At 68.5% G+C, this 19,776-nt stretch carries 19 protein-coding genes; 11 read left to right on the forward strand and 8 right to left on the reverse strand.

All coding sequences use genetic code 11. The features are described 5' to 3' along the window. The first annotated feature begins 12 nt into the window (after nucleotides 1-12). Nucleotides 13-435: a RidA family protein gene (locus tag CFB41_RS26970; RefSeq protein WP_089458568.1), complete on the forward strand. Its 423-nt coding sequence runs from the start codon at nucleotides 13-15 to the stop codon at nucleotides 433-435. 87 nt (nucleotides 436-522) lie between these two features. On the opposite strand, the gene creD is transcribed toward CFB41_RS26970, so the two are convergent. The 5 genes from creD to CFB41_RS26995 form a co-directional block, all read right to left on the reverse strand. Beyond that, the gene (gene creD / locus CFB41_RS26975; RefSeq protein ID WP_089458569.1) at nucleotides 523-1,914 is read right to left on the reverse strand and encodes a cell envelope integrity protein CreD; all 1,392 of its coding nucleotides are present in this window, start codon (nucleotides 1,912-1,914) and stop codon (nucleotides 523-525) included. 110 nt (nucleotides 1,915-2,024) lie between these two features. Further along, on the reverse strand, nucleotides 2,025-3,476 hold the full coding sequence (creC, locus tag CFB41_RS26980; RefSeq protein WP_089442022.1) for a two-component system sensor histidine kinase CreC: 1,452 nt from the start codon (nucleotides 3,474-3,476) through the stop codon (nucleotides 2,025-2,027). Between the two features lie 15 nt (nucleotides 3,477-3,491). Further along, entirely contained in the window at nucleotides 3,492-4,208 is a 717-nt protein-coding gene (creB, locus tag CFB41_RS26985; protein ID WP_089458570.1) for a two-component system response regulator CreB, read from the reverse strand. A 90-nt stretch (nucleotides 4,209-4,298) separates the two neighbouring features. Beyond that, complete coding sequence (locus tag CFB41_RS26990) at nucleotides 4,299-5,012, reverse strand: SDR family NAD(P)-dependent oxidoreductase (RefSeq protein WP_071332246.1); 714 nt, start codon at nucleotides 5,010-5,012, stop codon at nucleotides 4,299-4,301. A gap of 106 nt (nucleotides 5,013-5,118) precedes the next feature. Next, nucleotides 5,119-6,027: a sterol desaturase family protein gene (locus CFB41_RS26995; protein ID WP_089459001.1), complete on the reverse strand. Its 909-nt coding sequence runs from the start codon at nucleotides 6,025-6,027 to the stop codon at nucleotides 5,119-5,121. 851 nt (nucleotides 6,028-6,878) lie between these two features. On the opposite strand from CFB41_RS26995, the gene CFB41_RS27000 reads away from it, so the two are divergent. The 6 genes from CFB41_RS27000 to CFB41_RS27030 all read left to right on the forward strand — a co-directional run bounded on the left by CFB41_RS27000 (nucleotide 6,879) and on the right by CFB41_RS27030 (nucleotide 12,526). Next, on the forward strand, nucleotides 6,879-7,943 hold the full coding sequence (locus tag CFB41_RS27000) for a hypothetical protein (RefSeq protein WP_089458571.1): 1,065 nt from the start codon (nucleotides 6,879-6,881) through the stop codon (nucleotides 7,941-7,943). Between the two features lie 94 nt (nucleotides 7,944-8,037). Continuing rightward, on the forward strand, nucleotides 8,038-8,343 hold the full coding sequence (locus CFB41_RS27005) for an EF-hand domain-containing protein (protein ID WP_089442017.1): 306 nt from the start codon (nucleotides 8,038-8,040) through the stop codon (nucleotides 8,341-8,343). A gap of 43 nt (nucleotides 8,344-8,386) precedes the next feature. Beyond that, nucleotides 8,387-9,100 carry a response regulator gene (locus tag CFB41_RS27010; RefSeq protein ID WP_089458572.1) on the forward strand — a complete coding sequence of 238 codons (714 nt, stop codon included), beginning with the start codon at nucleotides 8,387-8,389 and terminating at the stop codon, nucleotides 9,098-9,100. Beyond that, a complete protein-coding gene (locus CFB41_RS27015) occupies nucleotides 9,100-10,446 on the forward strand; it encodes an ATP-binding protein (RefSeq protein WP_089458573.1) in 1,347 nt (448 codons plus the stop codon). The genes CFB41_RS27010 and CFB41_RS27015 overlap by 1 nt, the downstream gene beginning before the upstream one ends. 460 nt (nucleotides 10,447-10,906) lie before the next feature. After that, nucleotides 10,907-11,674 carry a DUF4410 domain-containing protein gene (locus tag CFB41_RS27025; RefSeq protein WP_089458574.1) on the forward strand — a complete coding sequence of 256 codons (768 nt, stop codon included), beginning with the start codon at nucleotides 10,907-10,909 and terminating at the stop codon, nucleotides 11,672-11,674. A gap of 159 nt (nucleotides 11,675-11,833) precedes the next feature. Then, complete coding sequence (locus CFB41_RS27030; RefSeq protein WP_089458575.1) at nucleotides 11,834-12,526, forward strand: dihydrodipicolinate reductase; 693 nt, start codon at nucleotides 11,834-11,836, stop codon at nucleotides 12,524-12,526. Nucleotides 12,527-13,019: 493 nt separating this feature from the next. On the opposite strand, the gene CFB41_RS27035 is transcribed toward CFB41_RS27030, so the two are convergent. Then, a complete protein-coding gene (locus tag CFB41_RS27035; RefSeq protein WP_089458576.1) occupies nucleotides 13,020-13,829 on the reverse strand; it encodes an SDR family oxidoreductase in 810 nt (269 codons plus the stop codon). Next, nucleotides 13,826-14,659 (reverse strand): molybdenum cofactor biosynthesis F family protein, encoded by an 834-nt coding sequence (locus tag CFB41_RS27040; protein ID WP_089459002.1) that lies wholly within the window; start codon nucleotides 14,657-14,659, stop codon nucleotides 13,826-13,828. The genes CFB41_RS27035 and CFB41_RS27040 overlap by 4 nt, the downstream gene beginning before the upstream one ends. 170 nt (nucleotides 14,660-14,829) lie before the next feature. Between CFB41_RS27040 and CFB41_RS27045 the strand changes: the two genes are divergently transcribed. The 3 genes from CFB41_RS27045 (at nucleotide 14,830) to CFB41_RS27055 (ending at nucleotide 17,613) form a co-directional block, all read left to right on the forward strand. Continuing rightward, nucleotides 14,830-15,624, forward strand: a complete 795-nt coding sequence (locus CFB41_RS27045) for an AraC family transcriptional regulator (protein WP_089458577.1) — start codon at nucleotides 14,830-14,832, stop codon at nucleotides 15,622-15,624. A 223-nt stretch (nucleotides 15,625-15,847) separates the two neighbouring features. Beyond that, nucleotides 15,848-16,816: a DMT family transporter gene (locus CFB41_RS27050; RefSeq protein WP_256941206.1), complete on the forward strand. Its 969-nt coding sequence runs from the start codon at nucleotides 15,848-15,850 to the stop codon at nucleotides 16,814-16,816. Between the two features lie 248 nt (nucleotides 16,817-17,064). Then, nucleotides 17,065-17,613: a permease gene (locus CFB41_RS27055; RefSeq protein WP_089442008.1), complete on the forward strand. Its 549-nt coding sequence runs from the start codon at nucleotides 17,065-17,067 to the stop codon at nucleotides 17,611-17,613. A gap of 100 nt (nucleotides 17,614-17,713) precedes the next feature. Here the strand turns inward: CFB41_RS27055 and CFB41_RS27060 are convergent, their stop codons facing one another. Beyond that, a complete protein-coding gene (locus CFB41_RS27060; protein ID WP_006485835.1) occupies nucleotides 17,714-17,848 on the reverse strand; it encodes an entericidin A/B family lipoprotein in 135 nt (44 codons plus the stop codon). 233 nt (nucleotides 17,849-18,081) lie between these two features. Between CFB41_RS27060 and CFB41_RS27065 the strand changes: the two genes are divergently transcribed. Beyond that, complete coding sequence (locus CFB41_RS27065) at nucleotides 18,082-19,377, forward strand: aspartate carbamoyltransferase (protein WP_089427078.1); 1,296 nt, start codon at nucleotides 18,082-18,084, stop codon at nucleotides 19,375-19,377. Nucleotides 19,378-19,776: the final 399 nt, after the last annotated feature.

Here is a 19,776-nt window from a genome sequence, read left to right on the forward strand (position 1 = left end):
AGGAGCCGCACGATGGCCGAAGCAGTGAATCCGCCGGAAGTCTGGGCGCCGTTCGGCGCGTTCTCGATGGCCGTGATCCAGGGCGATGGCCGGATCGTGCATCTGAAGGGGCAAGTGTCGCTCGACCGCGACGGCCGGGTGGTCGGCCACGGCGACATGCGCACGCAGGTGCGTCAGACGCTCGACAACATCCGCACCGTGCTCAACGCGATGGGTGGACAGATGCAGGACGTGATCTCGCTCGTTCACTACGCGACCGACATCGACGCCTTCATGCAGGCAGGCGACATCCGCAAGACCTACTTCGCCGAGCCTTATCCCGTGACGACGACCGTCCAGGTCGAGCGTCTCTACCATCCCGATCTGCTGATCGAGATCACCGCTGTTGCCGAAATTCCGCTGGCACGGTTTCGGCGGCCTGCACCGCGCGCGTGAATCAGCGATGTGGCGATGTGGTACCGCGCCGTATGACGCGCCGGCCGTCACCTTCCCGACCGGCGCGCCTGCCCACACCCCGAGCGCTTACTTCCCCTGCGCACCCGGCTTCGCGGCACCCGCACCCGCCTTGTCGGCCAGCGGCTGCCACGCGGCGCCGAGCGAATACCAGTCGACGCGGCGCGTGAGCGTCATGATGCCGGCGAGGATCGCGAACAGCAGCAGCGAACCGAGCATCAGCGCATTGTCCTCCGACAGCAGCAACCCGTAGAGCGCCGCGTACAGCACCGCGAGCAACACCGCGAACACCGCCCCGCGCTTCACGCTGTGCAGCACGAACGACAGGTAGAAGGCGAGCAACCCGATGCAGGCGCCGCTCGCCGCGAGGTACGCATACGCGAACTTGATGTGTTCGGACAGGCTCAGCAGCAACAGGAAGAACAGCGCGAGCGACAGGCCGACCAGCGTGTACTGGATCGGGTGAATGCGCAGCCGCTTCACGAGCTCGTACATGAAGAAGCTTGCAAACGTGAGCATCACGAACAGCGCGCCGTACTTCGTCGCACGCTCGGCCTGCAGGTAGACGTTCACGGGTTCGATCACCGACACCGACGCCATTTCGATCGCGCCTTCCCCGTCGCCGGAGATGATCTGCTCACGCGCTTTCGTATTGAACGACGTCACACGCCAGTTGCCGGTGAAGCCGCGCGCATCGACCGTGCGGTTGTTCGGCAGGAACGCGCCGTCGAAGCTCGGATGCGGCCACGTCGATTTCAGCGAGAAATCGTTCTGGTCGCCCACCGGCGCGAACGCGACGGAATCCGCACCGCGCAACGGCAGGTCGACGCTGAACGGCACGACCGCCCCCGCGTTTGCGTCCGCCAGCGCCGCGAGATCGACGTTCGCGTGCACGCCCTGGCGCAGGCTGTCCAGCCGCGTGCCCTGCTCGACGTCGAAGCGCGTGCCGCCGATGCGCAGGTCGGGCTGCGCGGTCAGCCCGCGAATGTCGCCGATGCCGATCGACACATAGGCATCGTCGATCTTGAAGCTCACGTGGCCGTCCGCCTGCGGCAGCTTCTTCAGGTCCGGCAACGGCAGCGTGCCGGTCATCCGGCTTGCCAGCTCGTACACCAGCGCCTTGTGGATGCCGCGATAGCGGACGCTGGTCGTCAGCGTGCCGTCGACGTTCAGCGTCTTCGGAAACACGAGCAGGCGCTTCGTCTCGCTGCGCAGGCTCGTCTTCGTCGCGCCGCCGGCCGCCGAATCGTCGCGCACCCGCGTGACTTCCGTGTAGTGCACGACGAGCACGGGGCCCGCCACCGTCTGCGGCCCCGCATAGCTCGACCAGATGCTCTGCAGCGCATCCCGGCGATACGCGGCCCGTTCATGCACGATGCTTTGCACCATCTGCAACGGGATCAGGATCAGCAGCGCGAGAAACGCGGTGATCGCGAATTTGAACAACAGGACTCGATTCATGGCCGACAGGTACCGGAGTAAAAGGGTACGGTCAGCATGAGCCGCCCCGGTGAAGGGCGATTGAAGCCGGTGTGAAGCGAAGGTGTGGCGAACGTGAAGTCGAGGTGTGTTCAGCCCGCCGACGGCAGCGTGAGCGTCGCGCACGCGCCGCCTTCGTCGCGGTTCGCAAGCGCGACCTGGCCGCGGTGCAGCATCGCGACCTCGCGGACGAAACACAGCCCGAGGCCCGTGCTGCGATCCTGGCCGTCGGGGCGCGGCAGCGAATAGAAGCGCTCGAACACGCGCGCCAGTGCGTAGTCGGGCACGCCGGGGCCGTCGTCGGCCACGCGCACGACCGCGACGTGCGCCCTGCCCGCCGGCTGCCGTTCGAGCGCGATGCGGATCGTGCTGCCCTGCGGCGCGAAATCCAGCGCGTTGTCGAGCAGGTTGCCGAGCGCCTGGCGCAGCAGGAACGGATCGCCTTCGACGATCGCCGGATCGGCCGCGTCGTGCGCGTCGATCGCGAGGTTCACGCCGCGCTGCCGCGCGCGCGGCTCGATATCGTCGACGAGCTGTTCGAGCACCGGCCGCAGCGCGACCGGTTCGCGCACCGACAGGCGCTGCTTCTGCTCGACTTCGGCGAGCGCGAGCAGCTTGCGGATCATCTGTTCGAGGCGGCCGGCCTGGCGGCGGATGTTCTCGGTGAAGCGCCGCCGGTTCGCGACCGGCATCTCCTCCTGCAGCAGTTCGGCCGCGCCGCTGATCGCCGCCAGCGGGCTCTTCATCTCGTGCGTGAGCGTGTGGATGTAGGTCTCGACGTACTGCCGGTCCTCCAGCCGCTGATGCATGCTTTCCACCGCGCGCCCGAGCTCGGCCAGTTCGCTCGCGCCCTGCAGCGGCATGTCGGCGCGCTCGCCCGCCGCGATCGCGCGCGCATAGCGCTGCAGGCGCCGCAGCCCGACCACCAGCCACCACGTGCAGGCCACGCCGATCAGGATCGCGCCGCCCATCAGCAATGCGCCGTACAGCATGATCTTGCGCTGGCTGCGCGCGATGAACGGCGCGACCGTCTGGTTCGGCTTCGCGATCGTCAGCACGCCGATGATCGCGTTGCCGTGCCGGATCGGCGCCGCCACGTGCATCACGGTGCTGCTGTCGTCGTTCGGATCGCTACGCGTGCTGCGCGCGCCGTACTCGCCGCGCAGCGTCCGGTACACGTCGTTCCAGCGCGAATAGTCCTGCCCGAGCGCGCGGCCGGACGAGTCGTAGCGCACGATGCCGTGCGCGTCGGTGATGTAGAGGCGGTAGCCGATCGTGTTCTTCTGCACGCCCCATACGTTCGCGCTGATCGGGCGTTCGTGCAGCTTCGACAGTTGCCGCGCGAACGCGCCGTCGGCGATGTGGCCGTTCGCCATGTCGTCGGCGGCCAGCGTCGCGAGCACTTGCGCGGTATCGACGAGCGTGTCCTCCATCGCCTCGCGCACGCCCGGCTTCACCTCCTGCACGAACACGCGCAGCGTGATCAGCGCAGCCAGGCCGACGATCAGGAAAAAACCGAAGAAGATGCGCAGGCCGATATGCATGGGCGGTGCCGGTCGTTACGGTTGCAGCGAATAACCCATCCCGCGATGCGTGCGGATCGGGTCGCGCTCGGGGTCGATCGCGCGCAGCTTCGCGCGCAATGTCTTGATGTGCGTGTCGACCGTGCGGTCGGCCGAATCGAAGGCCTCGTGCCACACGAGGTCCATTAGCTGTTCGCGCGAATAGATGCGCCCCGGATGCCGGACCAGCAGCGCCAGCAGCCCGAACTCGTAGCGCGTGAGGTCCAGTGCGTGGCCGAGCCACGATACGCGGGCGCCGTCGGTGTCGAGTGTGAAACCCGGTGCGGTTGTCTCGGCCTGTGCGGGTGATGTTGCAGGCGCGGATGCCGCTTCGGGCGCGGCCGTCCGGTAGAAGCGCCGCAGGATCACGCGCACCCGCGCCGCCAGCTCGCGCGGCGAAAACGGCTTGACCACGTAATCGTCGGCGCCGATCTCAAGCCCGACGATCCGGTCGATTTCATCGTGCCGCGCGGTGAGGAAGATCACCGGCACGTCGGAGAACGTGCGGAGCCGCCGGCACACCTCGAAGCCGCTGAGATCCGGCAGGCCGACGTCGAGCACCACGAGATCGACGCGCGTGTCGCGCAGGTGGTCGAGCGCCGCCTGGCCGAGCATGCAGTGGACGGTCTGCATGCCGTCGGTGCCGAGGGCATAGATGATCGTGTCCGCGATCGCCACTTCATCTTCGACGATCAGGATAGTGGGCTGATGCATGGTCTCAGGCTGGGCTCGCGCAATCCGGTGCGACATTGTACGCACGGCCGGCCGTGGCGCGAGCCCCTGCCTTGCCCTTGCCCTGCCGCGCTATGCCACGCGGCCGGTCACTGGAATCGACGCGCCGGTGATCGCCTGCGCATCGGCCGACAGCAGGAAGCCGATCGTCGCCGCGATCTGCTCCGGCTTCACCCAGCGCGTGAAATCCGCGTCCGGCATGTCGGCGCGGTTCGGCGGCGTATCGATGATGCTCGGCAGGATCGCGTTCACCGTCACGCCGCGGTCGAGCAGCTCGGCCGCCAGCGCCTCGGTGAGCCGCGCGACGCCGGCCTTCGCGGCCGCGTAGGCGCCCATCCCCGTGCCGGCCTTGAACGCCGCGCCCGCGCCGATATTGACGATGCGCCCGGCCGGGTTCGCCAGCAGGTGCGGCAGCGCGGCCTTCGATGCGTTCAGCGCGGTCTTCACGTTCAGTTCGTACATGCGGTCCCACGTGGCGGCGTCGCCGTCGGCGATCGTCTGCCACACGAACGCGCCTGCGATGTTCAGCAGCGCATCGACCCGGCCGAATTCGCGCTGCACGGTGTCGAGCGCCTGCGCGGCGGCCTGCGGATCGACGAGATCGATGCCGCCGATGCGCAGCGCGTCGGCCGGCACGCCGGGCAGTGCCTGCGCCGCCGGGGCCGCGCCGCGGCCGATCAGCGCGACGCGTGCGCCGCGCGCGCCGAGCCACGCGGCCGTCGCGACGCCCAGATGGCCGAATCCGCCGGTGATCGCGACGGCCTTGCCCTTGAAATCGTGTTCCATCGATGTTTTCTCCTGGATCGAGGGTTGCTTGATGATGCGTGTCGCATGAGCAATGCCGGCCGCGGCATGCATGCGCGGCCGGCAATGTGCCACAGGGTAGCGCCGTTCACGCATCCGTGCGCACCGCGACGAGGCTGCGACGGCGCAGTTCTTCCGTCGTTTCGCCCTGGTTGTCGGGGCGCCAGCCTGGCGGCAGCAGCACGAAGCGGATCGCGGTCCACACGTCGCGGGCGGTTGCGACGTCGCGGGCAAGGCTCGCCCAGTGCTCGAGCTCGACGACGAACGGGTTGCGCGAGCGGGTCGGCGTGACGAGGCCGAAACGGCACGGCTCGTCGGCGCGCTCGGCGACGTAGGTGCCGAACAGCCGGTCGAACACGACCAGCACGCCGCCGTAGTTCGCATCGAGATAGTCGAGGTTCGACGCGTGGTGCACGCGGTGCGCGGACGGCGTGTTGAATACGGTTTCGAGCCAGCCGAGCTTCGGCATCCACGTGTTGTGCAGCCAGAACTGGTACATCAGGTTGAACGACAGGATCGCGAGCACGGCTTCCGGACGCACGCCGAGCCACACGAGCGGCGTGAAGAACATCGCGGCGCCGGCGATCTTGCCGGTCCAGCCAAGACGAAACGCGGACGACAGCGTCAACTGGTTCGGCGAATGATGCACCGCATGGGTCGACCAGAAGAACCGCACGCGGTGCGACGCACGGTGATACCAGTAGTAGCAGAACTCCTGGCCGACGAACACGAGCAGCGCGAGTGCAATGCTGTGGAGCGGGATCGTGAAGAGCCGGTGCGCCCATGCGAGGTCGAACAGCGGTGTGGCGAGTGACAGCGGCACCAGCGCGAGCAGCTTGCGGCCCGCGAGATCGACGAGCGACAGCCACACCTCGTTCCAGTCGAACGGTTCCGGCCCGCGGGCGCGGCGCCAGGTGAGCACGGCCGCCTCGACGAGCGAGACGGCGACGATGAAGAGCGTGACGTAGTACGCGAGCTTTCCTGTGGTGGTGAGCATGATGGACCTTTCCTCCGGTTGAGTCGGACGCGTCATCGGCGGCACGGGCTGCCATCGCGTCGAATGGAACGCACTGTAGTGGGCGCGGAACGGAAAGACCACGCGGGAAATATGTCGCCGTATGTCGTGGGGGAAGGCGCTCGGATGAGGTGCGGCGGGCGGAGGCGCTTGCGGGCTGGAGCGGGGCCGATTTCGGGCTGCGCGTTCGTGTGTCATGCGGGAAATGTGTCACCGCATGTCGCGGTGAAATGCGTCCGGGCGGTAAGCGGCGCTCGCGTGCGCTCATGGGTTGAAAACCGGCCCGCTTGTGCGTGCGCGCTTGCATGTCCGGCGAGCAATGTATCGCCGCCTGTCGCGCCGAAACCGGTCGACGCTGCACGCAACCGGCGGCGACGGATGCGGCTGCGCGACACATGCATGCGACAGGTGCCGATCGGAAGCCGATTCGTCGGACGGCATGCGATTACGGCTTCAGGAAGGAGAAGCCGGTTCCGGTCGCACGTGGCGCACTGCCCGCGTTCGGGTCGCGCGATTCACCGCAATGCATGCATGAATCGGCCGGCAAATATGTCGCCGCATGTCGCCGCGACACATTTGCGCGCTGCGCAAGACAGGTTCGGCCCCCGTGCCGCGCCACCCCGCTCTCACGCAATTGCATCGCCGACAGCCTTGCCCGGCACGGCATGCCCGCGATCGGCGCGGCCGGCACACGCATTCGTCGCACTTCGAATCGGCACGCCACGTGTAACACCGCGACATCTTTTATGACGCGACGAGCGCGTGTCATCGCCCTAAAGTTCGTCCCGTCGCCACGCCACTGCGTGCACCGAAACGAACCGCAAGGACACCCGATGAAAACCCGCCTTCTCGTCATAGCCACTGCCCTCACCCTCGCCTGCGCGCCGGCTTTCGCCGGCTGGTCCGGCCACGGCACCGCGTACACGCCGCGCGGCACCTACAACGGCGCACACGCCGGCTCGTGCGGCGGCGGCAGCTGCTCGCATGCGGGTAGCGTGATCGGCCCCGGCGGCGGTATCGCGACCAACACGGGCACCGTCACGCGCACCGCGCCCGGCCAGTTCTCGAACAACGGCACGGCCGTCGGCCCGAACGGGCGCTCGGTCGAACACAGCGGCGACACGAGCTGCGCGGGCGGCACCTGCTCGCACACCGGTTCGCTGACGGGCTCGGACGGCCGCAGCGCCACGACGTCGGGCAGCGTGACGCGCAACGGCCCGGGCCAGTATTCGTCGAGCGGCACGATCACGGGCGCGAACGGCAACACGGCCAGCCACACGGCATCGACGAATTGCGCGGGCTCGACCTGCTCGCGCTCGGGCACCGTGACGGGCACCGACGGTGGAACCGTCACGCATTCCGGCAGCGCGACGCGCGTGGCGCCGGGTGTCGTGACGACGTCGGGCGGCTCGGCGGTCGTGCACGGCGGCACGGTGTCGACCGGTGGCACGGCCGTGATCCACGGCAGCACGACGGCGGGCGGCACGGTCGTCGTGGCCGGCGGGACGGTGCCGGTGCCCGTCGTGGCGCCCGCGCCTGCTGCCGTGGTCGTGACGGCCCCGCCGCCCGTCGCCACCGTCGCTGCCGCGGCACCGGCGCCCGCACCGGCCGCCGTCGTGGTCACGCCCCCGCCGCCTCCGCCCGCCGTCATCGTCACGCCGCCGCCCCCGCCGAAGGTCGCGCGTGTTGCGGCGCCGAAGGCCGTCGTCGTCACACCCGCGCCGCGCGTCGTCTACGTCGCCCCGCCGCCGCCGAAGGTCCTGTACCTCGCGCCGCCGTTGCCGCGCTCCGTGTACGTCGCGCCGCGCGCCGTGTATGTCGCTCATCCGCCGCGCGCCGTCATCTGGGTGCCCGCCCACTGGGCCGGCCGCGTGTGGGTGCCTGCGCACTGGGCATAACGCGGACCCGCTTCGTTTCGCTTCGTTTCATTTTCCATCCGTTTCATCAACCACCCGGCCGGCGCAGACCGTCGGCCACGCAAGGAGAAACCCCATGAAGTCCATCAAGAAGATGATTGCCGTCGTCGTTTTGTGTATCGTCTCAGCAGCAGCGTCGGCCCAGCAGATGCCGCCCGGCGCGGCGAACGGCGGTGCACGCGTCGAACGTGCGCTGATGCAGTTGCAGACCCGCTTCGCCAGCGCGAACACGACGCACGACGGCAAGCTGACCCGCGAACAGGCGGCCGCGGGCATGCCGATGGTCGCGCAGCATTTCGACGAAATCGACACGCAGCACAACGGCTACGTCACGCTCGAGCAGCTCGCCGGCTTCATGCGCCAGCGCATGGCGGCCCGTTGAGCCCGCACGACGATCCGGCCGCGCACGCACCGGGAGGCAAGCGATGGAACAGTCCTGCAGGATCGTCGTGCTCGACGACGAAGCCGAGCTGCGCAACATGCTGCAGCGCTTCCTGACCAGCCACGGCTTCCAGGTGCGCGCGGTCGCCGACGGCAAGCGGCTCGACCGCCTGCTCCAGCGCGAACCGTACGACCTGCTGGTGCTCGACCTGATGATGGAGCCCGAGGACGGCCTGAGCGTGTGCCGGCGCCTGCGCGCCGAAGGCCAGACGCTGCCGATCCTGATGCTCACCGCGAAAGGCGACGCCGCGGACAAGGTCGTCGGCCTCGAGACGGGCGCCGACGATTACCTGGCGAAGCCGTTTCTCCCCGACGAACTCGTGGCCCGCGTCCGCGCGCTGCTGCGGCGACAGAAGATGGCGGCCGGCGAGCCGACGGTCACGTCGCAGCGGTTGCGTTTCGGCACGTTCACGTTCGACGTCGGCCAGCAGACGCTGATGCGCGACGGCACACCCGTGGAAATCCATTCGGCGCAGATGCTGCTGTTGCACGCGCTCGGCTCGTCGCCGAACCGCGCGGTGAGCCGCGAGAACCTGCTCGCCCGCGCGCGCGGCCGAGACCATGACGCACTCGACCGCAGCGTCGACGTGCAGATCCTGCGGCTGCGGCAGATCGTCGAGGACGACCCCGGCAAGCCGCGCTTCATCAAGACCGTCTGGGGCATCGGCTACATGCTGGTGGCCGGCATCGAGTCGTGATGCGCATCCCGCTGCCGCGCTCGCTGCTCGCGCGCAACATCGCGCTGCTGGTGGCGCTCGTCGCGCTGTCGCTCGTCTGTTCGCTCACCGTGCTGCTGCACTACGTGCAGCGTCCACGCATCGAGCGGGCGTCGATCGTCTTCTCCGACTACGTGCAGTTGCTCGACCGCACGCTCGCTGCCCTGCCGCCGGACGCCGGCCGCACGGTCATCGCGCAGTTCGGCGGCCAGGCCGCATTGCCGCCCGCCGCACCGCCACAAACGCCGAACCTGGCGGCTTTCTTCCGCACCTGGCAGCGCGACGTGTTCATGCAGGCGCTCGAGCGCCACCTGCCGCCCGACCTCCCGGCGCGCTGGCAATCGGGCGACGACGAGCGCCTGTGGATCCGCCTGCACGTGGCCGGCTCGCCCGTGTGGGTGCCGCTGCCGATGGCCGCCGACGCGCAGGCGAGCGGCATCACGACGGCGCTCGTGCTGTCGGTCGGGCTGGCGCTGCTCGCGGCGCTGACCGGCTACCTGATCCAGCTCCACCTGAACCGGCCGCTCGATGCGCTGGCACGGGCGGCGCAGCGCGTCAGCGCGGGCGAGCGCCCGCCGCCGCTGCCCACCGACGGCCCGACCGAAATCGCCGACGTCAGCCGCGCATTCAACCAGATGGCCGACGCGCTGCAACAGGCGGACGCGACCCGCTCGCTGATGCTGGCCGGCGTGTCGCACGACATCCGCACGCCGCTCACCAAGCTGCGCCTGGCGATCGCGATGGCGCTGCCGCGCGGCACGCACGACGCGCTCACCACGTCGACCGAGCATTACCTCGACCAGATCGATACGATCCTGCAGCAATTCATGGACTACGCAGGCAGCGGCGAGCGCGAAACGCCGCAAACCGGCGACCTGAATGCGCTGATCGGCCAGCTCGTCGCGGATTTCGCGGGGCTCGGCCATGAATTCGATTTCGACGAAGGCGAGGTACCCGCGTTCGCGTTCCGTCCGATCAGCCTGATGCGGCTGCTGATGAACCTGATGCAGAACGCGGTCGTCTATGGCCGGACAGGGCTCGGCGTGCGTACGTGGGCCGAGCGCGGCATCGCGTACGCGGTGGTCAGCGATCGCGGCAACGGTATCGGCGCGGCCGAACTCGAACGGCTCAAGGCGCCGTTCAGCCGGGGCGCGAATGCGCGCAGTCATGCGGGCGGCACGGGCCTCGGACTCGCGATCGTCGAGCGGATCGCCCGCCTGCACGGCGGATCGCTGACGTTCCGCGACCGGGATGGCGGCGGGCTGGAGGCGGTCGTTGCGCTGCCGCTTGATTCGTCAGGGGCGGTGCGGCGGTCGATGTCGGTCTGAGGGGTTGTTTGGCTTTTGGCTTTTGGCTTTTGGCTTTTGGCTTTTGGCTTTTGGCTTTTGGCTTTTGGCTTTTGGCTTTTGGCTTTTGGCTTTTGGCTTTTGGCTTTTGGCTTTTGGCTTTTGGCTTTTGGCTTTTGGCTGCTGCCCGCTGCCCGAGGTGTGCAGTGTGCGGCGTGGCCGCCTGACCGTCTGACCATCTGCCATCTGGCCTTTTATCCGACTGTCTACCTGTCCGCGCCAACGCCACACGACCTCGCGTATCCGCGCACCGCAGCACGTGACATGCGCCGACATAATTCCTGCGTGGCGCATCACGCCCGACCTCCGCATACTTGCGCCTGCGTGTTGCGCAACGGCATGAAACCTCTCCCCAGCCAGCGATCACGCCCCGCTTCCGATCGTTCGCGTTCCTGAATGCCGCGACAGTATCGGCACCTTCATCCAGGCCACGGAGATCGACATGTTTTCTTCCCTTCACGCACTTGCCGCCCACGCCAAACGTCTGACCAGTGTCGCGCTGATCGCCGGCACCGTCGCGATGACCGGCTGCGCATCGACCGCGACCACGTCCATGACCGCCGCGCCGGCAACTCGCACGCAGCCGCAGGTTCATGCGGACGTCGTGTATGTATCCACGTTCGACGTGGACACGACCGACGTCAAGGTCGACGGCGGAATGATCAGCAAGATCGCGACCCTCGCGAGCGGATCGTCCGCCGACGTACAGCGCCAGCAGAGCGCGCTTAAAACTCGCGAGCAGCTCGCCGACGCACTCGTGCGTGAACTCCGGTCGCAAGGCATCCCCGCGCTGCGCGGCCCGGTGCCGGACGGACGCGACGCGCTGGTCGTCGAGGGCCGGTTCGAGTCGATCGACGCGGGCAACCGCCGCCGCCGCACGCTGATCGGGCTCGGCGCGGGCAAGAGCGAAGTGAAGGCGTCGGTCACCGTGCTGTTCCAGCCGGCGCATGGCGCGCCGCAGCCGCTCGGCACGTTCTCGTCCAGCGCGAACAGCGGCCACCTGCCCGGCATGGTGGAAACCGCCGGGGTCGGCGCGGCGGCCGGCCGCCTCGCGACGTCGGCAGCGGTTGGCGCCGGCCTGCATGGCGTGTCGGAAGTAAAGCACGATACGGTGGCGTCCGATACGGACCGCCTCGCGCGCTCGATCGCGAAACAACTCGCGACGCAGAACGCGGCAAATGCGTGGCTGCCGACGGTGTCGGCGAGCTGACGCACCGGGCCGCCGCCTGCGCGGCCCGGCGGGCACGCAGGCGAGCGGCCGGGCATAATGCGCGAGGCCGGTCCGGCGCACGCGCCGCGACCGTGCCGAGCCACCCGACGGCCCGCATCACGGCCCGTCCCGAATCCTGAACCTCAATCCGTGAATGTCATGCAAGTACTCGTCGTAGGAACCGGCAAGCTGGCCAGCGAACTGCTCGACGCGCACCGGCTCGACCCGGCCACCTATCGCGTGATCCCCTGGTCGGACAGCGCGCGCGACGACGCGCAGCGCAGCGACGCCCGAACGATCGTCGTGCATGCCGGTTCCGGCCGCGAACTCCCCGCCGTGATCGCGTTCTGCGCGGCCACCGGATCGCCACTCGTCGAACTGTCGACCGGCTCCGAGCTCGAAACCGGCTCGCACGCTTTCCCGGTCGTGCTGTGTCCGAACACGAACATCCTGATGCTCAAGTTCATGAGCATGCTGGAAACCAGCGGCCATCTGTTTCACGACTGCCGAATCACCCTGACGGAGTCGCATCAGGCCGGCAAGACGTCCGTCCCCGGCACGGCCGTCGGGATCGGCCAGTCGCTCGGCGTGCGGCCGGAAGACATCCGCTCCGTGCGCGACCCGGACGTGCAGCGCAGCGAATTCGCGGTCGCCGACGATCAACTCGGCCGCCACGCGATACACCGGATCCGCATCGACGACGGCGCGTGCAGCCTGCAGTTCGAATCGCGTGTGGTGGGCGCGACCCCGTACGCCGACGGTGTATCGCGCATCGTCGACGCTGTTCGACAGCACGATCTCGAGCACCGCCGCTATTTGATCGTCGAGTTCATCCGCAACGGCTGGCTGTAGCCGCGGCGATGCGCGGCGGGCGGCACGCACGCGTGGCGACGCAGACGTTTTTTGCGCAACGCAAGACCAGGTTCTGCGCCGATTTCCGGGGATATCGTCGATCGCCCGATCCGCGGTATCCGGGCCGCCATGAATCTCGCCGACCGCGCCTGACGTCCCGCATTGGCAGCGTTCAACATTGCGCCAACCGGCTTCGTCGCCACGGCTGCCAGGAAAATTCGACGAGCAATCGTCCTGCCGCATTCGCTGGCAAGTTATCGGCCGAGGTTCATTCGCCGGGAGGGGGCGCGAGGCACCGCTAACGCCGGCGCCTGAACCGCTCCCCGCGCGGACCGCTGGGTGGACTGGCCCGACAGGCCACTCGGGGACCATGACGGGAAGCCGGACTGACGCCTGCGCAGATTCGCCCGACGAATCCCGCCAAGCCCGCTGCGCGAATTCGAAGCGTGCCGCCGGAACCGCCCTGTTCCGCCAGTTGTTGCCCGGCCCACCGTCACTCGCCGCCAAGCACCGCCCCGCTCTCGGGCAACGTCGCGCCGCCGTCGACGACGATCGTCTGCCCGGTGATGTAAGCGGCATCCGCCGACGCGAGAAACAGCATCGCGTTCGCGATATCTTCCGGTTCGCCCATCCGCGCGAGCGGAATGTCGCGCGCGATCTGCGCGGCGACCGACGCGTCGCCGAGATTGCCGGCCGCCGGCGTGCGGATCATGCCCGGCTCGACGCCGTTGACCGTCACGTTGCGGCGCGCGAGTTCCAGCGCCGCCGCGCGAATGAAGCCGTTCACGCCGGCCTTCGACGCCGCGTAATGCGCGAGCCCCGGATACACGACACGCGGCCCCGTCACCGACGACGTGACGAGCAGCCGCCCCGCTCCCGCGCGCTCGAATGCCGGTAGCGCAGCCTGCGCGAGCCAGAACAGCGCCGACAGGTTGACCGACAGCGTCCGGTCGAGCGTCGGCTCGTCGATCTGCGTGAACGGCGTCAGCGGAAAATACGCGGCATTGTGGACGACCACATCGAGCCGGCCGCCGTCGCGCTCGACCGCCGCGACCAGTGCGCGCAGTTCATCGCGGCTCGCGGCATCCACCCGATAGGCGCGCGCCTCGCCGCCCGTGCTCGCGAGCGCATCGGCCTGCGCGGCGGCCGCCTCGCCGTTCAGGTCGGCAAGCGCGACGAACGCGTCGGATTCCGCGAACCGGCGGGCGATCGCCGCGCCGATTCCCTGCGCGGCGCCCGTGACGAGCACGACGCGCCCGCTGAAATCCGCCCGCAGACGGCCGCTGCCCGGCACGGCATTCATCGCTGCGCCTCGCCGCCGAGCGGATGCACGGTTTCGTTGAGCACCTGTGCGTGCGCGCCGACGGGGAAGTTCGACAGCGTGCCGAAATCGCCGCCCTGATAGCCGAAGATCTTGCCGTCCGTCTTGCGCTGCGCGAGGTCGATCAGGACGACGCCGAGCGTCGGCACCACCTTTTCTCGCCACACGAACAGATACAGTTCGTCCGCAATCCTGAAGTAATGACAGCGGTCGACATCGGCCAGCCCGCCTTCGACACCCTGCAGGCACTGCCACGCGTAGAAATTCTCGTTCAGATAGATGTGCTCATAGCATTCGGTCGGGCTGTAGCGATACATCGTCCGCTTGCCGATCAGCTCGCGCGTGGGCTTGTGCAACGGCCCCGGCTGCGTATGGCCGCCGAGCGTGCCGTGCCGGAACTCGGCCTCGACGCCCGTCAGCGGCAGCCCGCGCGCAACCCGTGTGAACGCGTCGATGCGCGTGTCGGCTTCGGTCGGCAGCGCGCCGACGACCGACGTCCATACGCCGTTGTCGAGATCGATCACGAGACTGACCGACGTCGCGCGGGCGGCCGAATCGATGTAGTCGACGAAGTACAGCCCGTCGCGCAGCCGCGTCACGCGGCACGGCTCGCGGCCGCCCGTGTCGGTCGCCGCATCGCGCCACTGCAGTGCGCCGGGCTCGAACGTATAGACGCGCCACGCGCCCGATGCGTCGCCGAGCGCAAGCGTCCGCCCGGCGAGCGCGTCGACGGATGCGAGGATGTTCGCTTCCGGCGCGAAGCCGTCCGCGAGCGCGCCAACCTGAATGAATACCGGATCCTGTCGTTCCACCTGCCGTCTCCCGCGCAGCTTCAGGCCCGGCGGGCCGTGTACGCTGCTCATGTGCACATGGTGCGGGCTGCGCGCGCCGCGCGGTATCGGCCAAAAGGATGAAGGGCGCGCGGCGCCGGAACGCGCTAAAGTGCACGACATCCGCGCCGCGCCCGGCGCGAGGAGCGCACATGCACCGCGTCACCCATTACCGACGGACCGACGAAGGCATCGAGGCAATCAGCCTCGAATCCGACCGTGCATTTCCACGCCACGCGCACGACGAATTCGGGGTCGGCGTGATCCTCAGCGGCGCACATCGGTCGTGGAGCGGCCGCGGGCAGGTCGACGCACTGGCCGGCGACGCGATCATGGTCAACCCGGGCGAGATGCACGACGGCTCGCCGATCGAGGCCGGCACGGGCCGGCGCTGGCGAATGCTGTACCTCACACCCGCGCTGGTTGCTGGCGTGGCGGTGGAAGAAGGCCTCGGCGGCATCGAACTGGCGCATCCGGCGGTACGCGACGCGCGGCTCGCGGCCGCCGTCGGCCAGCTGCATGCACGTATCGTCGCGGGAGAATCCCAGCCGCTCGCCCGCGACGAGGCGCTCGTGATGCTCGTCGCCGGGCTGCTCGCCCGGCATGCGAACCGCACGCTGCCGGCGGCGGGCGTCGCACCGGCGATCCGCCTCGCCCGCGAGCGGCTCGACGCGGCGCCGGCCGCGCCCGTTTCGCTCGCCGAGCTGGCCGACCTGAGCGGCGTCAGCCGCTTCCAGCTGCTGCGCGGGTTTGCCCGCGAACTCGGCATCACACCGCACGCGTACCTGATCCAGTCGCGTGCGCGGCTGGCGCGCGCGCTGCTTGCCAGCGGCTTGCCGATCGCCGATGCCGCGGCCGAAGCCGGCTTTGCCGATCAAAGCCATTTGACGCGTGCGTTCGCGCGCCAGTTCGGGATCACGCCGGGGCGGTTCACGCAGGCCGTTTGACGCCGCTGCCATCCTGCAGGGCCCGTTGCCAAACATACTGACCTCGAAGGCTGCGACCACGTCGACTACTGCGACGGCACGCCACGCCGTGCGCTGCTCGCGGTGAGCGTCGCCGCCCCGGTCGTCCGAGCATGCCGAATCGCGCGCTCCGTATTCGACACGCCCGCGCACGCTGCAATTTCGTTCAAGACGTGCACGGCCGCCGTACGCGACGATGCGGCGCATGAAGACACGACTGATCGGCTATCTCTATCTCGCGGCCGCCATGGCGGGCGTCGGCAGCACCGTCATCGCGAGCCGTCTCGCGGCCGGCGGCCTGCCGCCGTTCGCGGCCACCGCGCTGCGCTTCCTGATCGCGACACCGCTGCTGTTCGCGCTGATGCGCGCGCAGCGCATGCGCTGGCCACGCCTCTCCACGCGCGACGCCGTGCTGCTCGTCATCCAGGCGGCGGCGGGCGGTGTCGGTTATACGGTGCTGCTGATCTGCGGCACGAAGCTGTCGTCGCCGCTCGACGCGGGCGTGATGCTCGGCACACTGCCCGCGATGTCGACGCTGATTGCGGCCGTCGTGCTGCGCGAGCGGCAGACGCCGCGCGACTGGGTGGCCGCCGCGCTCGCTACGGCCGGCGTGCTGTTCGTCACGTTCGCGCCCGGCCAGGCCCTGCCGTCGCTCCGCACGCTCGCCGGCGACGCGCTGGTGCTGGCCGCCGTCGCCTGCGAGGCCGTATTCATCCTGCTCAACCGGCGGCTGGCCGCACCGTTGCCGCCGCTGGCGCTGTCCACCGCGATGTCCGGTCTCGGCCTCGTGCTCGCCCTTGTGCCCGCCGCGTTCGAATGGCACGCGGTGGCGACCGGCTGGACTGTCGGCGCGGTGTCGGCGATCGCCTATTACGCGCTGGTGCCGACCGTGCTCGGCTACCTGTGCTGGTATGCGGGCTCGGCGCGCACGAGCGGAACCGAGGCCGCGCTGTTCACGGCGGTCGCGCCGGTCTCGGCGGTGCTGTTCGCGGTCGCGCTATTCGGCGAAACGCTCAGCGGAACGCGTATCGCGGGTATCGCGCTCGTCGTCGCCGGCATGGTCGTCGGCGCGACGCGGCGACGCGAACCGCCAGCCGAAGTACGCGATACGCACCCGGAAAATCCCGGTCGGCCGTCCCGCCCCGCGCCCGCCGCGCAAACAGCCACCGACTGACTCGCGCTCCTCGCGTCGTTGCGTCGTTGCGTCGTTGCGTCGTTGCGCCGTTGCGCCGTTGCGCCGTTGCGGAAACGGCGGCGGCTCCGCCCCGCCGTGTAACCGGCCGATCCCCGCGTTTCCCCCGTGCGGCCGGCAACTGTAGGAATGTGTCCGCGCACCGCAAAACCGTTGCGCCCCACCCCGCAAGATGCAATATTCGCGTGGCCGAGACCTTTGACAACCATCGAACAACAATCCGCCACGCAATGAACAGGAAGGAAGCCAGAACAAGAATCGCGGTGCTGCTGTCCGCGGGAACGAGGAAGGCCGACGCATTGGCCGAACTGTCCGGACAAGGACTCAAGGATCGCGTGCTTGCGCACCTGATCGCGTCGCACCCCGATCCCGAACGCTGCCGCCGGAACAAGCTGCACGTCCGGATCCTGGTCGCGCTCGGCATCGCCCAGCTCGCAATCAGCCTCATGCTCGCGTACTACTTCTTCGCCACCGGCGCCGGCAACGGCCTCGTGCTGGTGTTCCTGGCGCTGACCGTGCCGCTGTCGCTGCTGTTCATCTGGGGCTTTGCAACCCATCGTGTCGGCGCGTACCACGCGTTCATCCTGCTGTCGCTGCTGCAGGTGCCGAAGACCATCGCCGCGCTCGGACGCGATCCGTCGACCGCGCTGCCGAGCCTCGCGATCACGGTCCTGCTAGTGGGCTATGTCTGGTTCGTCCGCAACCGCCTGTTCCCCGACTACGGCTGGTTCACGCCGCGCAAGGTCGAAGGCCGTTACGCGTTCGTCGAGCACGCCTGACGTCATCGGCATCGAGTGCCGGCCGCAAGAAAAAAAGGCGCCGGGCCGCCCCGCAATCGCGGGACGGCCCGGCGCCTTCTGCATTCCGGAACCGCTCGGCTTACTTGGCCTTTTCAGCCGAATCGCTGATCGCCTGGCCGCCCTTCGAAATGTCCTGCCCCACACCGGCGACCGTGTTGCAACCGGCAAGCGCGGCGGTCACCACCAGCAGCATTGCAGCAATCGTACGCGTCATTCTCATTCTCCTTGGAATCAACAAGCCCGACGGGCGAAACGTGTGCGGCGTCGCGCCCGGCAAGATACCGGGCACGGGGCCTGACCTGATTATACGGAGACGGCCGCCGCGCGCCAGTCCGAACCCGCCGCCTGTCACATGGGCCACACAGCCGGTTCGCGCAGATTTTCCTTGACTTCAACGCGCCACGAACTAATATACGCACCGCGTATATTTTTCGTCAGGAGCCGCCGATGACCGTTCCCCAGCAAGCCTTCCTCCGCGACGCCATGCGCCGCCTCAACATGACGCGCGAAGCGTTCGCCAGCCGCATCGGTGTGAGCCGGCGCGCGCTGGATACCTGGCTGCTGCCCGACGATTCGCAGGAATCGCGCGGGATGCCCGAGATCGTCGAACGCTTCGTGTCGGAAATCGTCGAGCGCTCGGTACCGGAAGGCGGCAACTATACGCAAAGCGTAGATAACCAGGGGCTCGCCAAGCAGTTCTTTTTCGAGGGCAAGCCGCAACTGCTGTCGGTCGACCAGTTCTCGCGGGAATCGGTCGAGGCGCTGTTTCGCGTGGCCGACGTGATGCAGCCGATCGCGCGCCGCCACAAGATTTCGCGCGTGCTGGAAGGCGCGGTGCTCGGCAACCTGTTCTTCGAGGCCAGCACGCGTACGCGCGTGTCGTTCGGCGCCGCCTTCTGCCGGCTCGGCGGTTCGGTGTGCGACACGACGGGCTTCACGTTCTCGTCGATGGCCAAGGGCGAATCGATCTACGACACGAGCCGCGTGATGGCCGGCTATGTCGACGCGCTCGTGATCCGCCATCCGGAGAAAGGCTCGGTGGCCGAATTCGCGCGCGCGACCAACCTGCCCGTGATCAACGGCGGCGACGGCCCCGGCGAGCACCCGAGCCAGGCGCTGCTCGATCTCTATACGATCCAGCGCGAGTTCTCGCGGCTCGGCAAGATCGTCGACGGCGCGCACATCGCGCTGGTCGGCGACCTCAAGTACGGCCGCACCGTGCACTCGCTCGTCAAGCTGCTCGCGCTGTACCGCGGGCTCAAGTTCACGCTCGTGTCGCCGCCGACGCTCGAGATGCCGGCCTACATCGTCGACCAGATCGCGACGAACGGCCATGTGATCGAGCAGACGACCGATCTCGCAGCCGGGCTGCGCGGCGCTGACGTCGTCTATGCGACGCGGATCCAGAAGGAGCGCTTCACCGACGAGTCGTTCGAAGGCTACACGCCGGATTTCCAGATCAACCAGGCGCTCGTCGATTCGGTGTGCAAGCCGGACACGCTGATCATGCATCCGCTGCCGCGCGACAGCCGGCCCGGCGCGAACGACCTGTCGGTCGACCTGAACCGCGACCCGCGCCTCGCGATCTTCCGCCAGACCGACAACGGCATTCCGGTGCGGATGGCGATCTTCGCGGTGCTGCTCGGTGTGGAGAACCTCGTCCAGCATTCGATGCGCGACGCGACGTGGCGCCCGCCGGCGTATCTCGGGCCGGAGGATGCGGTGTTTCACGGCGTGGATTGACGTCGGGGTGACGGCGAGATTCGGACGCCGCCACTCATCCCATCAACAGGACGACCCTTGATTCGCCGAGCATCGGCGGATCGGTTGTCCGCCCGGATCTACCTCGATGCTCGTGTCAGTAATCGACTGCAGGTACATCCCATATGGCCCGGTCTGTGCCACGACGTTCAACATGCCACGGGGGGCGTCTGGCGAAAGCCCCCAACGCCCCCCACAGATCTTCACATGCTCTCGAAGAAACGGGGCATCAAACGCAACACCGAACCTGCAGTTCTTCCAGCCATCGGTACGCGTGTACTCAACTCGGTAAGTCTGGGTTGCCGTAGCAGTCAACCGCGGCAGGGCCTGAAGCGCGCTCCAGATCAACCAAAATCCGATTCCAGCCCCAGCGGCGAGATT

It is taken from the genome of Burkholderia sp. AU33803 (genome assembly GCF_002223095.1).
Taxonomy (GTDB): Bacteria; Pseudomonadota; Gammaproteobacteria; order Burkholderiales; family Burkholderiaceae; genus Burkholderia.

Bases quoted from the DNA above. Each gene is read 5' to 3' on its own strand.
- CFB41_RS26970 (WP_089458568.1), top strand. From the start codon at position 13: ATGGCCGAAGCAGTGAATCCGCCGGAAGTCTGGGCGCCGTTCGGCGCG.
- creD (WP_089458569.1), bottom strand. From the start codon at position 1,914: ATGAATCGAGTCCTGTTGTTCAAATTCGCGATCACCGCGTTTCTCGCG.
- creC (WP_089442022.1), bottom strand. From the start codon at position 3,476: ATGCATATCGGCCTGCGCATCTTCTTCGGTTTTTTCCTGATCGTCGGC.
- creB (WP_089458570.1), bottom strand. From the start codon at position 4,208: ATGCATCAGCCCACTATCCTGATCGTCGAAGATGAAGTGGCGATCGCG.
- CFB41_RS26990 (WP_071332246.1), bottom strand. From the start codon at position 5,012: ATGGAACACGATTTCAAGGGCAAGGCCGTCGCGATCACCGGCGGATTC.
- CFB41_RS26995 (WP_089459001.1), bottom strand. From the start codon at position 6,027: ATGCTCACCACCACAGGAAAGCTCGCGTACTACGTCACGCTCTTCATC.
- CFB41_RS27000 (WP_089458571.1), top strand. From the start codon at position 6,879: ATGAAAACCCGCCTTCTCGTCATAGCCACTGCCCTCACCCTCGCCTGC.
- CFB41_RS27005 (WP_089442017.1), top strand. From the start codon at position 8,038: ATGAAGTCCATCAAGAAGATGATTGCCGTCGTCGTTTTGTGTATCGTC.
- CFB41_RS27010 (WP_089458572.1), top strand. From the start codon at position 8,387: ATGGAACAGTCCTGCAGGATCGTCGTGCTCGACGACGAAGCCGAGCTG.
- CFB41_RS27015 (WP_089458573.1), top strand. From the start codon at position 9,100: ATGCGCATCCCGCTGCCGCGCTCGCTGCTCGCGCGCAACATCGCGCTG.
- CFB41_RS27025 (WP_089458574.1), top strand. From the start codon at position 10,907: ATGTTTTCTTCCCTTCACGCACTTGCCGCCCACGCCAAACGTCTGACC.
- CFB41_RS27030 (WP_089458575.1), top strand. From the start codon at position 11,834: ATGCAAGTACTCGTCGTAGGAACCGGCAAGCTGGCCAGCGAACTGCTC.
- CFB41_RS27035 (WP_089458576.1), bottom strand. From the start codon at position 13,829: ATGAATGCCGTGCCGGGCAGCGGCCGTCTGCGGGCGGATTTCAGCGGG.
- CFB41_RS27045 (WP_089458577.1), top strand. From the start codon at position 14,830: ATGCACCGCGTCACCCATTACCGACGGACCGACGAAGGCATCGAGGCA.
- CFB41_RS27050 (WP_256941206.1), top strand. From the start codon at position 15,848: ATGAAGACACGACTGATCGGCTATCTCTATCTCGCGGCCGCCATGGCG.
- CFB41_RS27055 (WP_089442008.1), top strand. From the start codon at position 17,065: ATGAACAGGAAGGAAGCCAGAACAAGAATCGCGGTGCTGCTGTCCGCG.
- CFB41_RS27060 (WP_006485835.1), bottom strand. From the start codon at position 17,848: ATGACGCGTACGATTGCTGCAATGCTGCTGGTGGTGACCGCCGCGCTT.
- CFB41_RS27065 (WP_089427078.1), top strand. From the start codon at position 18,082: ATGACCGTTCCCCAGCAAGCCTTCCTCCGCGACGCCATGCGCCGCCTC.